This window comes from Billgrantia montanilacus (assembly GCF_003336675.1).
GTDB lineage: Bacteria > Pseudomonadota > Gammaproteobacteria > Pseudomonadales > Halomonadaceae > Halomonas > Halomonas montanilacus.
Genome location: NZ_QPII01000023.1, coordinates 45,431 through 58,676 on the forward strand (window position 1 = coordinate 45,431; position 13,246 = coordinate 58,676).

Here is a 13,246-nt window from a genome sequence, read left to right on the forward strand (position 1 = left end):
AGATTTGGGTTCCCTCAAGAGCCAAACCTGCATATGACACCTAACGGTTGGCGGAGTAAGGTGGACGCTAGGTACCAGTGATCTGGCAGGTCTTCGAAATTCCTTGATTTCCGAGGGATGCGTGGCTTATCCAGCCTGGTCGGGCCCGACTTATGGAATCTGCTCCATTGATGGAGGTGGCGATGGATCAAAGCAGAGAGCCAATGCTCGTTGTTATTGGCGCATCCGCTGGAGGCATGGCGGCGTTAAAAGCCTTGGTAGCGCAACTTCCGAAAGACTTTCCGGCGCCCATTTTTGTTGTCAATCATATGGGGGCGCATACCACCGGCGAGGCGCTTGTCAGGGTCTTGGATCAAAGCGGCAGTCTTGCCTGCATGCATGGGCATGATCAACAGGCGTTTGAAAGCGGCCATATCTATGTGGCGCCATCCGATCAGCATATGTTGGTGGCTGACGGAAAGATCCTGGTTACCAAAGGCGCCAGGGAAAACCGATCACGCCCTGCTATTGACCCCTTGTTTCGCTCCGCAGCGGTCGCCTACGGCAACCGGGTTATTGGCATCATCCTTACCGGATACCTGGATGATGGCACCAGCGGCATGATGGCAATCAAGCGATGCGGGGGCGTCTGCATAGCGCAAGACCCTGACGATGCGTCTTACCCTGACATGCCGCAATCGGTGATAGCGAATGTTGGCGTGGATTATTGCTTGCCGGTCGCCAAGATGGGGGCATTGCTGTCCGAGCTTGTACAACGCGAACTACCCAAGAGCGAGTCAGCGCCCGAAGACATCGTCATCGAAGCAAAGATCGCACGGCGGGTTTTAAGCGATTTACCGTCCGTTGAGGCACTCGGTGATCAGGTGCCATTCAATTGTCCGGACTGTGGTGGCGTGTTATGGCAGATGCAGGAAGGAAACCTGCTCAGATACCGCTGCCATACGGGCCATGCGTTTACCTCCTCGGCGCTGCTGGCTCAGCAAACGGTAAAAGTGGAAGAGACACTCTGGGTCGCACTGCGAATGTTTGAAGAACGCCAGAACCTACTGGTAACCATGAGCAAAAATGAAAGCAAAAAAACGACCTCGTCAGTCCACCAGCGGGCCAAAGATTCTCAAATCCACATCGACCGCATTCGGGCCATGTTGAAGGCCACCGACAAGGATTCTTCGAGTTCAGTCGAGTAGCCCAACTGGCAATCGAGGTTTTGTTCCTGGATTGCATGAACTGGGCTGCGGATCTATTGGATTGCCAAATCCGCCGCCCAGTAAAACATCAGTTGGTCAGTCGATGCGCCATCACCCGGGCCCTCGCTTGCGCGCGGCCACGGTCTTTCCAGCGATGCCCCAGTTCTCCTCGCTGACCTCGTCGATCACCACGACGGTGGTCTGCGGATTCTTGCCAAGGACTTCCACCAGCAGCGTAGTCGCGCCCTCGATAAGGGCGGCCTTCTGCTCTGCTGAGACCGGCCCGCGTATTATGCGTATATTGATGTCAGGTGTCGTCTCCTGCAGTTTGTCGTTATGGATTCATGCCAGCAATGGCGTTCTGGTAGTCGCGCAACAGTTCCGGCGACTCGATGGAGCCATGATGGTGCAGCTGTCGCCATCCCTGCGCAGTTCGCACATAGGTTCTGGAGGTGCGGATCGCCAAAGCCAGCTCGGCGCCGCCGCCGAGCGAGAAAGTGCCGCGCTCGCGCTCGCGCCCCGCCGCGACAAACATCCCATCGGCCTGATGGATCGAGTAATCATGTTCTTCACTGCGACGAAAATGGGGATTGCCGACCTACCAAGCGTTCGCTAGGGTAGGTCGGTATCCCTTCAACAAGAATGCGTTTGCATTGATCAGGAGCCCCACATGAGCGAGAAGCTGATTGAGATTGACGATCGCGATGGCATCGTACGCCTGACCATCACCCGCCCCAAGGCATTGAACGCGCTGAACAGTGCAGTGCTCGCTGAACTGGAAGCGGTTCTGACGGATTTGGAAAAGCGCGACGACCTACGCGCCGTGCTGATTACCGGCTCCGGCGAGAAGTCCTTCGTCGCCGGCGCCGATATCACCGAAATGCGTGAGAAGACGCCGGAGGAGGCGCGGGCCTTCGCCAGCCAGGCATTGCGCACTATCAAGCGACTGGAAACGCTCCCGGTGCCGGTGGTCGCCCTGGTGAACGGCTTTTGTCTTGGCGGCGGCTGCGAACTGGCGCTGGCCTGCGACTGGGCAGTAGCCAGCGATAATGCCGTCTTCGGACAGCCCGAGGTGCTGCTGGGAGTCATTCCCGGCTTCGGCGGCACTCAGCGCCTGCCGCGCCGGGTCGGTCCGGCCATGGCGCTGGATTTGGTCACCACCGGCCGCAAGATCGATGCCCAGGAGGCGCTTCGTATCGGCCTGGTCAACCGCGTCATGCCCCAGGCCGAGCTTGAAGCCTATGCCGATGAACTGACCAAGCAGCTGTCCGGCAACGGCCCGCTGGCAGTGCGCGGTGCCAAGCTGGCGGTTCACGACGGCATGGAGCAAGATCTGGACAGCGCCCTGGCGCTGGAAACGGCCCTGTTCGCGTTCTGTTTCGCCAGTGATGAGCAGAGCGAAGGTATGAGCGCCTTCGTCGAGAAGCGCAAGCCAAACTTCTGAGCCTCTGCGGAACGCGAAAAGGCGGTAGTGGCTGTTTGCCACTGCTGCCTTTTTTTATCCCCTGCTGCGCAGACGATTATTCAGGCCACTTTCCTGTGGCCCAGCCGGATCATCCGCGTGGCGATGGCGGTACCCACCAAAGTGATTGCCATGCCGACCAGTATCTGCAGGCTGAGTCGCTCGCCCAGCAGCAGATAGCCCCACAACAGCGCGCTGATGGGCACCAGGAAGGTGACCGTCGAGGTGGCGGTGGCGCCGGCGCTGGCGATCAGCCCGAAATAGAGCAGGAATGCCACGGTGGTGCTGAACACCGCAAGGCTCAGGCCGTTGGCCCAGGCCAGTCCGCTGATGGGTTCGGTCGGCCACAGCAACAGGCCGGGGATGAGCAGGATCAGGGCCGACATTGCCGTGCTGCCCGCCGCCAGGACGCGAACTGGAAGATGCGAGAGATAGGTCTTGGAATAATTGCTGGCCACTCCATAGCAGAAGGTGGCCCCCAGCGCCGACAGAATGAACCAGCCGTCTCCACCCAGCGCGAAGTCCAGGCGATTGGCCGAGAGCACATAGACCCCGACGAAGGCGAGGGCAAGTCCCAGGTACTGCTGGCGCTGCACCGGCGTAGTAAAGAACAGGGCTCCCAGCAGCGCGGTGAAGATCGGGGTGGTCGCGTTGATCAGTGAGGTGAAGCCAGCCTCCAGGCGCACCGTGGCCAGTGCCAGCAGGACAAAGGGCAGCACGTGATTGACCAGGCCCAGCAGCAGCAGCCCGCCCTTGTTTTCCCAGACCAGCTTCAGGTAGCGCAGGCTGAGCAGCAGTGGGATCAGCAGCAGTGCGCCCACGCCCATCCGCACCAGGATCAGCGGCACGGGGCCGAACTCGGGCACCGCTACCCGCATGAATATAAACGACATGCCCCATAGCGACGAGAGCAGGATCAGGCGCAGAGAATCGGCCGGTGTCATGCGGCGTCCTTGTACAGGCGATGGCAGAAGGAGGAGCGTAATCTATGCTGCCAGACTATGGAAAGCCCTCGATCCATCAATAATCATGATCTTAGCTATCAATGATATGCATACGTCAAGCGGCCGTGCCGACGACGATCCAGCCCTCTTCGTCGACGCTCACCGGCACCGGGTCGAGCTTACAGCCAACGCCAAATCCACCGATACCCTCACCGGTACGGCTAGAAAAGCTGGCATCATGGTTGGTGCAGCGCAGTGTTTCGCCATCTCGGCTGATAATTCGCGAGCCGCGTTGGTCCAGGGGCAGGTACTGATGCGGGCAGGCGTTGACGTAGCCGAGCAGTGTATCGTCCAGGCGGACCAGCAGCAGGGGAAAGCTCCCCTTTTCGCATTTCAGCGTCAGGCTATGAGTGCTGCCGACATTGACTTCGTCGAGCCTGGCGAGGCGCGTGCCAAGTGCGGGTGCGCTACGATACTGTTGCCAGGCCTGAGTCATGCCGATTGTCCTCGTAATGTAGGCGAGCTCACATTGTCGCCAATGCCGGCCCGCTTGTCAGTGTCTGCCACGCAAGGCGGGCAAGGTTAATCCTCGAGATCGCTCAGGCTGCTCAGCCCCGAAAGCGAGTCATTAAATGTAAAGCAGAGGAAGCACACGATGAGAGTCACGGAGCTCAACGTCTACCCGGTCAAGTCGCTGAGAGGCATTTCCCTGGAGCGCGCGGTACTTGGCGAACGAGGTATCGCCCATGACCGAAACTGGATGGTGGTGGACGATGTGGGGCGTTTCGTGACCCAGCGTCAGATCCCGGCTATGGCCCGGGTCGCGGTCCATCTGGAATGCGACCGGCTGCTGCTGGAGCATCCCGAGGCGGCGCCGCTGGTCATCGAGCTGGCGCGCAGCGACCAGCCGTCACTGACCGCCTATGTCTGGGAAGATGCCTGCCGGGCACTGGACGAAGGCCCCGAGGCGTCGGAATGGTTGAAAAACGTGCTGGGCGACTGGAAAGGCAGTGGACTGCGCTTGGTGCGCTTTGCTCCCGATGAGCGTCGTGCCGTCGAGCCCTTCCACCAGCAGGGAGAGAACGCCCACACTGCCTTCGCCGATGGCTATCCCTTCCTGATAGCCTCGAAGGCGTCACTGGCGGCGCTCAATCAAGCGCTTCAGGGCAAGGGGCTGGCGCCTCTGCCGATGAACCGCTTTCGCCCCAATATCGTGGTGGAGGGAGCCGCCCCCTTTGCCGAGGATGGGTGGAGTGAACTTGGCTCTCCCGAGGGCTACCGGTTCGGCATTCGCAAGCCCTGCCAGCGTTGCAAGATCACCACGGTGGATCAGTCGACCGGAAGCATCGCTGTTCCCGGTGAGCCACTCAAGACCCTGATGGAGTTGAAGACCCAGCCGTTTCGCCCCGGGGCCTACTTTGGCCAGAATGCCACCCTGCTGGCCGGAGCTGAACAAGCCATTGCCGTTGGGGATGTACTCTGCGTATGAGAACTCACCCACGTAGCGGAGTGTTACTTATTGTTTGAGTTCTATCTCCACCCCTTTAACTTCTTCCATTCTGAACTAACGTAATAACCAGACGAGCATTGGTTCAGGAGGAAGCATGCAGACATTTACTGAATCCAAGGGTACGCCAAGCGTGGCAGGGTTTTTTGATCCCCGTACCTCCAGCGTTCAGTACGTGGTGTCCGATATGGCCACGCGCCGGTGCGCAATCATCGACCCCGTGCACGACTTCGAGGAGAAGTCGGGAGCGACCGCTACCCATAATGCCGATGCGCTTCTGCGCTATGTGGAGCAGCATGAGCTCGAGGTGGAATGGATTCTTGATACCCATCCGCACGCCGACCATCTTTCGGCCGCCCAGTACCTGAAAGCCAGAACCGGCGCACCCACTGCCATCGGGATCTATGTCCAAAAGGTCCAGGAGCTCTGGAGCGAGCTCTACCATTGGCCCGATTTCCCTGCTGATGGGAGTCAGTGGGACCGGTTGTTCGCTGAAGGCGACACCTTCCGTGTTGGTGATCTGGAAGGGCGTGTGCTGTTCTCACCTGGCCACACCATGGCGTCGATCACCTACTGGATCGGCGATGCCGCTTTCGTACACGATACGCTATTCCAGCCCGACTCGGGCACGGCCAGGGCCGATTTTCCGGGTGGGAACGCACGTAAGCTCTGGCAGTCGATCCAGGAAATCCTCACCTTGCCGGACGACACGCGCCTGTTTACTGGACATGACTACATGCCGGACGGACGTGAGCCTGAGTGGGAGAGTACGGTGCGAGAGCAAAAAGCAACCAATAAGCATGTGGCAGAGGGGCAGACGGAAGAGGCATTTATTACGTTGCGCAACGAACGCGATGCCCAATTGCCCATGCCTAAGCTGATCCTGCAGTCTCTGCAGGTCAACATCATGGGTGGCCGCCTCCCGGAGCCTGAAGACAACGGCCGACGCTACCTCAAGATCCCGTTGGATGCCCTACCGGGTGCGGTTTGGGATGACTAATCGTTCGCTACTCTGGGAAAGGAGATGTGATCATGGACGTCAAGTTACTGGATGATCGTCTCAGTGTCATGGCTCAGCCAACCGAAAAGGAGTTGGAGTTGTTAGCTGAGCGTGGCTACAGGACTGTCATTTCAAATCGGCCACGAGGCGAAGACGAGGCCCAGCCGGACCCGGAACATCTGCGGGCCAAAGTGGAAGCGCTGGGCATGAGTTGGAAAGAGGTTCCTGTGAAGCCAGGAGAATATGCGCAGCAGGACATTCATGCCTTTAGCCGTGCCTTGGAGGATGGACCGCCCCCTATTGTAGGCTTCTGTCGTACAGGCATGCGGGTGGCCCATTTATGGGCTCTGGCCAAGGCGCCCCATTGCCCGCTAGTTGAGTTGCAGGCATCTGCCGAGGCGGCAGGCTACGATCTGACTCCCATACGCGAAGAACTGGTTCGCAGGGAGGGGTGACGAACATCGTCGAAGCTGCATTCAAGGACGCCCCGGCAGGCGCTGGCCAGGGCCAGCATCAAGGACATAAGCATGAAAATGTACCTTAAATTTGCCGCCATGATACTTACATCCACTGTGATCATGTACGGCCTCATGTATCTGAATACCTTTCGTCTCGACCACCTCACCTTCAGTGAGACGAGAGCATACATGGCGCTCATCATGGGTTCGTGCATGGCGATCATCATGCTGACCTACATGATCGGTATGTACCCTAACCGCAAGCTCAACGCTGGCATCTATCTGGGCAGCGCACTGGTATTTGGCCTTTCGCTCTGGTTGGTTAGAAGCCAGGCCACTGTCGATGACGTCTCCTACATGAGCGCGATGATCCCCCATCATTCGATTGCCATCCTGACGAGTGAGCGCGCTAACATCTCCGATCCGCGAGTCAGAGAGCTGGCAGATGAGATTATCAAGGCGCAACGTGAGGAGATTGCAGACATGAAGCGGCTCATCACTGATCTACAAGACCAGTAAAACAAACCCAAAGAGGCTGGACTGACCCCCAATAGGTGGGCAAAAGCAAGGGAGCTTACGACTGCTATGCAGGCTGTGCTGTATTGTAGTTGGTTCATGAATAGTTGCCTGTCAGTACGATGTGTTCCTTTTTGTGTGATATGGCTTACGTGATGGTACCGAGACCGGTCGGGAGTCAACGGCGGTTCCATAGGCTATGATGAGTCCCCATTTCACATCTGCTGGAGTCCCAATGAGCTTTTATGTCTATCTTTCCGGTGAAATCCACACCGATTGGCGTGACGAGATTCAGCGAGGCGCCGAGGCGGCTGGCCTGGATATCGTCTTCACCTCGGCGGTGACCGACCACGCGGCCAGCGATGCCGCCGGCGACCACCTCGGAGAGGAGAGCAACCCGTTCTGGCGTGACCACAAGTCGTCCAAGGTCAACGCCATCCGCACCAAGACGCTGATCGAACAGAGCGACCTGGTGGTGGTTCGCTTCGGCGACAAGTACAAGCAGTGGAACGCCGCCTTCGATGCCGGCTACTGCGCGGCACTGGGCAAGCCGTATGTCACCCTGCATGGCGAGGAAATCATCCATCCGCTCAAGGAAGTCGACGCCTCGGCCATGGCCTGGGCGACCACGACCGATCAGGTGGTCGAGATCCTGCGCTACGTCACCAAGGCCTGATTGCTGGTCCACCCTGTCCCAGGCGCGAGCGGGCCATGCCACTGCGTGAGCAAATCGAAAAGTACCAGGTTCTCTTCTATCTGCTAGCGCTGCTTGCCGGCCTGGGGCTGGGGCTGCACCGGCCCGATGTCGCCGACGTTGTGGAAGGCCTGCTCTGGCCGCTGCTCGCCGTCCTGCTCTTCTCCACGTTTACCCAGGTTCCGTTGGTACGACTGCGCCGGGCGCTGGTTGACTCGCGCTTTCTCACGGCAGCGGTTCTGGGAAACTTCGTGGCGATCCCGCTGATCGTCTGGCTGATGGTGCAGTGGCTGCCGGCGGATCCGGCGCTGCGGCTCGGGGTTCTGCTGGTCCTGCTGGTTCCCTGCACCGACTGGTTTCTCACCTTTACCCACCTGGGCGGCGGCGATGCCCCCAGGGCCTTGGCGTTCACCCCGCTCAGCCTGCTGTTGCAACTGTTGCTGTTGCCCCTTTATCTCTGGCTGTTTCTCGGCCATACGGCCATGGCTGGTCTCGTCCAGCGTGAGCTGCTGCTGGCCTTTGGCGGGTTGATCCTGCTGCCGTTGACAGGAGCCTGGGCGCTCGAGCACTGGTCGGCGGAACGAACAGCGCGGAAGCGCTGGGTCGCGGGGCTGGGCTGGTTGCCGATACCGCTGCTGGGCCTGGTGTTGTTCACGGTGGCGGCGGGCCAGGTGGGTCAGGTAACCGGCTCACTTGCCCTGTTGCCCCGGCTGGCCCTGCTGTTCGTTGCTTTCCTGCTGGCGGCCCTGCTGCTGGCACGGCTGTTGGCCACTGCCTTCCGGCTGCCCCCGGCCCAGGGGCGAGTACTTGCCTTCAGCTTCGGTTCACGCAACTCCTTCGTTATCCTGCCGCTGGCCCTGGCGTTGCCCGCTGGCTTCGAGGTGGCTGTCGTCGTCGTGGTCTTCCAGTCCCTGGTCGAACTGTTCGGGATGCTGGCCTTCCTTCGACTGGTGCCGACGCATCTCTTTCCGACCATAAAATCGACCTGACTGGCAGGCAGGTTTTTTTACGGACTTTTTAGGCGTTGGCGTGATGTCATGTCGGCTTGAGAGTGATGGGCTCGGGTTTTTACTCGGATTGTCATGGGCGAAGACGGCATGTTCGAACAGCGGGGGCTGCATCAGCGGCTCGGTTATCAATGGCGGAGCTGGGCGCCGGTGCTCAAGGTGTTGTCCGTCCTCTGGATGGTGCTGGCCTTGTTCATGGCATTGCCCTGGGTGGTGTTGTTGATCGAGGGGGAGCCCGATGCCACGGCATTCGGCCTGTCGATGGTCATCGTGCTGAGTGCGGTGGCGCTGAGCTGGCTCGCCACGCTGAAAGTAGCGATAGAACTCAAACCCTGGCAGATGTTCGTACTGACGACCTTCAGTTGGGTCAGTATCAGTGGTTTTGCCAGCCTGCCCCTGGTGTTGGGTGCCCCCCAGCTTTCTTTCACCAATGCCGTCTTCGAGTCGGTGTCTGCGATCACCACCACCGGCTCGACGATTCTCGAGGGCATCGAGTCCCTCTCCGATGGCCTCAAGCTGTGGCGGGGGATCATGCAGTGGCTGGGGGGCATCGGTATCATCGTGATGGGGATCGCCATCCTGCCGTTCCTCAAGGTCGGCGGCATGCGGCTCTTTCACACCGAGTCTTCGGACTGGTCCGACAAGGTGATGCCTCGCACCGGTGGTATCGCCAAGGCTACCCTGGGCATCTATTGCGGCTTCACCCTGATCGCCATGCTGACCTACTGGCTGGGTGGCATGGCGCTGCTCGATGCGGTGGTGCACGGCATGACCTCGGTGGCTACGGGCGGCTTTGCCAATTCGGATGCCTCGTTCGGGGCCTATGGCGATCGCCCCTTCCTGCTCTGGGCGGCCAGCCTCTTCATGCTGGCAGGTGCGCTTCCCTTCGTGCTTTATATCCGTGTCTTGCGCGGTTCCCGGCTGGCACTGTGGCGAGATCAGCAGGTGCAGGGGCTGCTGCTGCTTCTGCTGATCGTCATCCTGAGCCTTACCCTATGGAGAATGTGGCTGGGTACGCCGCCCTTCGAGGCGCTCACCCATGTCGCCTTCAATGTGATATCCGTCGTTACGACCACCGGCTACGCCTCGGATGACTATAGTGTCTGGGGGCCGCTGGCCTTCGTCGCGTTCTTCTACCTGACCTTCGTCGGCGGCTGCAGCGGCTCCACCAGTGGCGGCATGAAGATATTCCGCTTCCAGGTGTCGACCATTTTGCTGCGCAACCAGCTGCGTTACCTGACCCACTCCAGCGGTGTGTTTGCCTCACGCTACAATAACCAACCGCTGACCGATGAAGTCACTCGCGGCGTGGTGGCCTTCTCCTTCTTCTTTTTTCTTACCATTGCCGGGTTGGCCCTGGGGCTCTCCTTGCTGGGCCTCGATTTGGTCACCGCGCTTTCCGGTGCGGCCACCGCCGTGGCCAACGTCGGGCCGGGGCTGGGTGACACCATCGGCCCGTCCGGCAATTTTGCACCGCTACCGGATGCGGCCAAATGGCTGTTATGTGTGGGTATGCTGATGGGGCGGCTCGAGATACTTACCGTGCTGGTATTGCTGACCCCAATGTTCTGGCGCAAGTAGTCTGAAGAACTCAACCCCGAGGACGACCGGATCGATGAACGCCACTCCCGATTCACGCCCCGCCAGTGATCCGCCGCCGGCAGCGGCGCCAGGCGATGCCGAGCAAGTTCGCCGGGGGGCGGCGAAAGGTGTGCGCCTGCTGGTGGCGCTCAGCGGCGGCAGCGAGGACGCAGCCCTGGTACGCACCGCCCATCGCCTGGCCGAGCGCGACGGCGTGCGCTGGCGCGCGATACACGTGGACAACGGCCGCGATGACGCCGAACGCCGGCTGGTGCTGGAAAAGGACTTTGCCATGGTGCACCGGCTGGGCGGCGAGACCCGGGTGCTCCAGGGGCAGGACCGGGCCGCGGAGCTGCACGACTATGCCCGCGAGCATCGTATTGCCACCCTGCTGGTGGGCTGTTCCCGGCCTTCAGGTTGGCGTGTCTGGCGCCGCACCCTCGCCGAGCAGTTGCTGCGCCGCGGTGGGACCTTCGACCTGGTGGTGGTGGCGGAGGCCCGGCAGCGCTCGCGCTTTCGGCCGCGGCACGTCTGGCAGCCGCTGCGATTTCGCGAGCCGGTGGTGGCCCTGCTCAGTGTCCTGGGCGCTCTGGTGGTGGCCTGGGGACTGGAGTCCTGGCTGGAACTGGCCAACCTGTCGCTGGTGTTCCTCGCCGCGGTGCTGGCCAGTGCCACCCTGGCCGGCACCCGGGCGGCGATGTTCAGTGCCGGGCTTGGCTTCCTGGCCTTCAACTTCTTCTTCACCCAGCCACGCTTCTCCTTCGCCATCGTTGAGCACGGACAGCTGCTCACCGTGGTCTTCTTCCTGCTGGTGGCGGTGGTGGTCGGCCAACTGGCCGGCAGCGGGCGACGCCGGTTGCTGGCGTTGCGCTCCAGCCGGGAACAGACTCACCGGCTGCTGACCTATGCCCGGGCCTTGTCGGCCGCCACCGACCGGGACCAGGTGGGCGATATCGGTGTCACGTCGCTGGAGCGCTGGCTGGGCGTTCCCGTGGTGCTGCTCGACCGGGATGAGAAGGGCGCCGACTTTACGATCCGCCACGCGGCCCCGCCCGGCATGACCCTGGACGCGGGGGCTCTCACGGCGGCGGGCTGGAGCTGGCAGCATCGGCAGCCCAGCGGCCGCGGCACCGAGAACCTGCCCGACCAGCAGTGGCGACTGCTGCCCCTGGTGGAACAGGGGCGAGTGCTGGGTGTCGTGGGCCTCAAGCTGGCGGTGCGCGAGACGCCCCCGGGTCCCGATCAGGAGGCCTTGATCGAGGCGCTGTCCAGCCAGCTCACCATGGCCCTGGAGCGGACCCGGCTGGTCAGCGACCTGGGGACTGCACGCCTGTCGGAGGAGAACGAGCGGCTGCGATCGGCGCTGCTTTCGTCGGTTTCCCACGACTTGCGCACGCCTTTGGCATCGATCATCGGTTCGGCTAGTACGCTGCGTGAGCTGGAGGCTCAGCTCAGCGATGAGGACAAGCATGAGCTGCTGGATAGCATCCTGTCCGAGAGCGAGCGGCTCAATCGCTATATCCAGAACCTGCTGGACATGACCCGATTGGGGCATGGCAGACTGAAGATCGAGCGTGACTGGATTTCCCTGGAGGACCTGATCGAGTCGGCCATCAAGCGCCTGGGGCCTTCTCTGGAGCACGTGACAATCGAACGTAGTGGAATCGGTGAGATGCCGCTGCTCTTTGTTCACCCTGCACTGATTGAACAGGCACTGGTCAATGTCATCGACAACGCCGCCCGCTTTTCGCCGCCAGAGGGCAGGGTCATCATTGCCGGCCGTCTGGACGAAACGGACCGGCAGTTGGAGGTCCGGGTGACCGACGAGGGGCCGGGCATTCCCCCGGCACAGCGCCAGGCGGTATTCGACATGTTCTTCACGGGGGGCGAAGGCGACCGTAGCCGCTACGGCAGTGGGCTCGGCCTGGCCATTTGCCGTGGCATGCTCGGCGCCCACGGGGGCAGCATTGCGGCAGAGCCGGGGCCGGCGGGCAGCGGCACCAGTATCGTGATGCGCCTGCCGCTCAGCGAGAGAGAAGAGGGCGCGCAGGATGATGGCTGAGAATCGGCATGTACTGATCATCGACGACGAGCCCCAGATTCGTCGTTTCCTGCGCATCAGCCTTGTGTCGCAGGGTTTCAGGGTGAGCGAAGCGGCTACCGGTGGCGAAGGGCTCGCTCGCGCTCTGAACGAAGCTCCCGACCTCGTGCTGCTGGATCTTGGGCTACCCGACATGGACGGCCAAGCGGTACTCGATGGGCTGCGGTCAGGCAGCGCGGTCCCGGTCATCGTGGTGTCGGTGCGCGGGCACGAGGCCGAAAAGGTTCGTGCCCTGGATCGGGGGGCCAATGATTATGTCACCAAGCCCTTCGGTATCCAGGAGCTGCTGGCACGGATACGCTCGCTGCTGCGGCGCCATGGTGAGCCAGGCGAAGGCCCTGCGTTGACGCGCTACCGCCGCGCCGATCTGGTCATCGACCTTGCGGCTCGGCGGGTCACACATGGCGATTCGCCGGTTCACCTCACGCCGAAGGAGTACGCCGTGCTGGATCGCCTGGCACGCCATGCCGGCCGGGTGGTCACCCAGACCCAGTTGTTGCGTGATGTCTGGGGGCCGACCCACGCCCACGACACCCACTACCTGCGCATCGTCATCAGCAAGTTGCGCCACAAGCTCGGCGATGACCCCCAGTCACCGCATCTTCTCCAGACCGAGGCGGGTATTGGCTATCGGCTGCTGGTAGAGCCCGAAGCGGCTACGGAGCAATAGCAATGAAGATCATCATTCTTGGCGCCGGCCAGGTCGGCGGTACGCTGGCCGAGCACCTGGCCCGCGAGGAAAACGACATCACCGTGGTGGACACCGACGGCGAGCGGCTGCGCGAACTG

The 13,246-nt window shown here is 61.3% G+C and carries 16 protein-coding genes; 12 read left to right on the forward strand and 4 right to left on the reverse strand.

What is annotated here, in order from left to right:
* Positions 1-182: 182 nt before the first annotated feature.
* Positions 183-1,187 carry a chemotaxis protein CheB gene (locus DU505_RS20385; RefSeq protein ID WP_114480800.1) on the forward strand — a complete coding sequence of 335 codons (1,005 nt, stop codon included), beginning with the start codon at positions 183-185 and terminating at the stop codon, positions 1,185-1,187.
* A gap of 111 nt (positions 1,188-1,298) precedes the next feature.
* On the opposite strand, the gene DU505_RS20390 is transcribed toward DU505_RS20385, so the two are convergent.
* Entirely contained in the window at positions 1,299-1,529 is a 231-nt protein-coding gene (locus DU505_RS20390; RefSeq protein ID WP_340148286.1) for a tautomerase family protein, read from the reverse strand.
* Positions 1,522-1,722 (reverse strand): nuclear transport factor 2 family protein, encoded by a 201-nt coding sequence (locus tag DU505_RS20395; RefSeq protein WP_114480802.1) that lies wholly within the window; start codon positions 1,720-1,722, stop codon positions 1,522-1,524. The genes DU505_RS20390 and DU505_RS20395 overlap by 8 nt, the downstream gene beginning before the upstream one ends.
* Positions 1,723-1,857: 135 nt before the next feature.
* Between DU505_RS20395 and DU505_RS20400 the strand changes: the two genes are divergently transcribed.
* Positions 1,858-2,631, forward strand: a complete 774-nt coding sequence (locus tag DU505_RS20400) for an enoyl-CoA hydratase-related protein (protein WP_114480803.1) — start codon at positions 1,858-1,860, stop codon at positions 2,629-2,631.
* 80 nt (positions 2,632-2,711) lie between these two features.
* Here the strand turns inward: DU505_RS20400 and DU505_RS20405 are convergent, their stop codons facing one another.
* Positions 2,712-3,593, reverse strand: coding sequence for a DMT family transporter (locus DU505_RS20405; protein WP_114480804.1), 882 nt, complete (start codon positions 3,591-3,593; stop codon positions 2,712-2,714).
* 115 nt (positions 3,594-3,708) lie between these two features.
* Positions 3,709-4,089: a Rieske (2Fe-2S) protein gene (locus DU505_RS20410; RefSeq protein WP_114480805.1), complete on the reverse strand. Its 381-nt coding sequence runs from the start codon at positions 4,087-4,089 to the stop codon at positions 3,709-3,711.
* Between the two features lie 159 nt (positions 4,090-4,248).
* Here DU505_RS20410 and DU505_RS20415 point away from each other — a divergent pair, with 159 nt between their 5' ends.
* The 10 genes from DU505_RS20415 to DU505_RS20460 form a co-directional block, all read left to right on the forward strand.
* Complete coding sequence (locus DU505_RS20415; protein ID WP_114480806.1) at positions 4,249-5,082, forward strand: MOSC domain-containing protein; 834 nt, start codon at positions 4,249-4,251, stop codon at positions 5,080-5,082.
* A 115-nt stretch (positions 5,083-5,197) separates the two neighbouring features.
* Complete coding sequence (locus DU505_RS20420) at positions 5,198-6,100, forward strand: MBL fold metallo-hydrolase (RefSeq protein WP_114480807.1); 903 nt, start codon at positions 5,198-5,200, stop codon at positions 6,098-6,100.
* 32 nt (positions 6,101-6,132) lie between these two features.
* Entirely contained in the window at positions 6,133-6,555 is a 423-nt protein-coding gene (locus DU505_RS20425; RefSeq protein ID WP_114480808.1) for a protein tyrosine phosphatase family protein, read from the forward strand.
* A gap of 72 nt (positions 6,556-6,627) precedes the next feature.
* Complete coding sequence (locus DU505_RS20430; protein ID WP_114480809.1) at positions 6,628-7,077, forward strand: DUF305 domain-containing protein; 450 nt, start codon at positions 6,628-6,630, stop codon at positions 7,075-7,077.
* A gap of 232 nt (positions 7,078-7,309) precedes the next feature.
* On the forward strand, positions 7,310-7,750 hold the full coding sequence (locus DU505_RS20435) for a YtoQ family protein (RefSeq protein WP_114480810.1): 441 nt from the start codon (positions 7,310-7,312) through the stop codon (positions 7,748-7,750).
* A gap of 35 nt (positions 7,751-7,785) precedes the next feature.
* A complete protein-coding gene (locus tag DU505_RS20440) occupies positions 7,786-8,757 on the forward strand; it encodes an arsenic resistance protein (RefSeq protein ID WP_340148285.1) in 972 nt (323 codons plus the stop codon).
* Positions 8,758-8,865: 108 nt separating this feature from the next.
* Positions 8,866-10,356 carry a Trk system potassium transporter TrkI gene (gene trkI, locus DU505_RS20445; protein ID WP_114480817.1) on the forward strand — a complete coding sequence of 497 codons (1,491 nt, stop codon included), beginning with the start codon at positions 8,866-8,868 and terminating at the stop codon, positions 10,354-10,356.
* Between the two features lie 34 nt (positions 10,357-10,390).
* Positions 10,391-12,418 (forward strand): DUF4118 domain-containing protein, encoded by a 2,028-nt coding sequence (locus DU505_RS22950; RefSeq protein ID WP_114480811.1) that lies wholly within the window; start codon positions 10,391-10,393, stop codon positions 12,416-12,418.
* Positions 12,408-13,127, forward strand: a complete 720-nt coding sequence (locus tag DU505_RS20455; RefSeq protein WP_281271467.1) for a response regulator transcription factor — start codon at positions 12,408-12,410, stop codon at positions 13,125-13,127. Before DU505_RS22950 ends, DU505_RS20455 begins: the two co-directional genes overlap by 11 nt.
* 2 nt (positions 13,128-13,129) lie before the next feature.
* On the forward strand, positions 13,130-13,246 hold a 117-nt coding region (locus DU505_RS20460; RefSeq protein WP_147273095.1), incomplete at its 3' end, for an NAD-binding protein.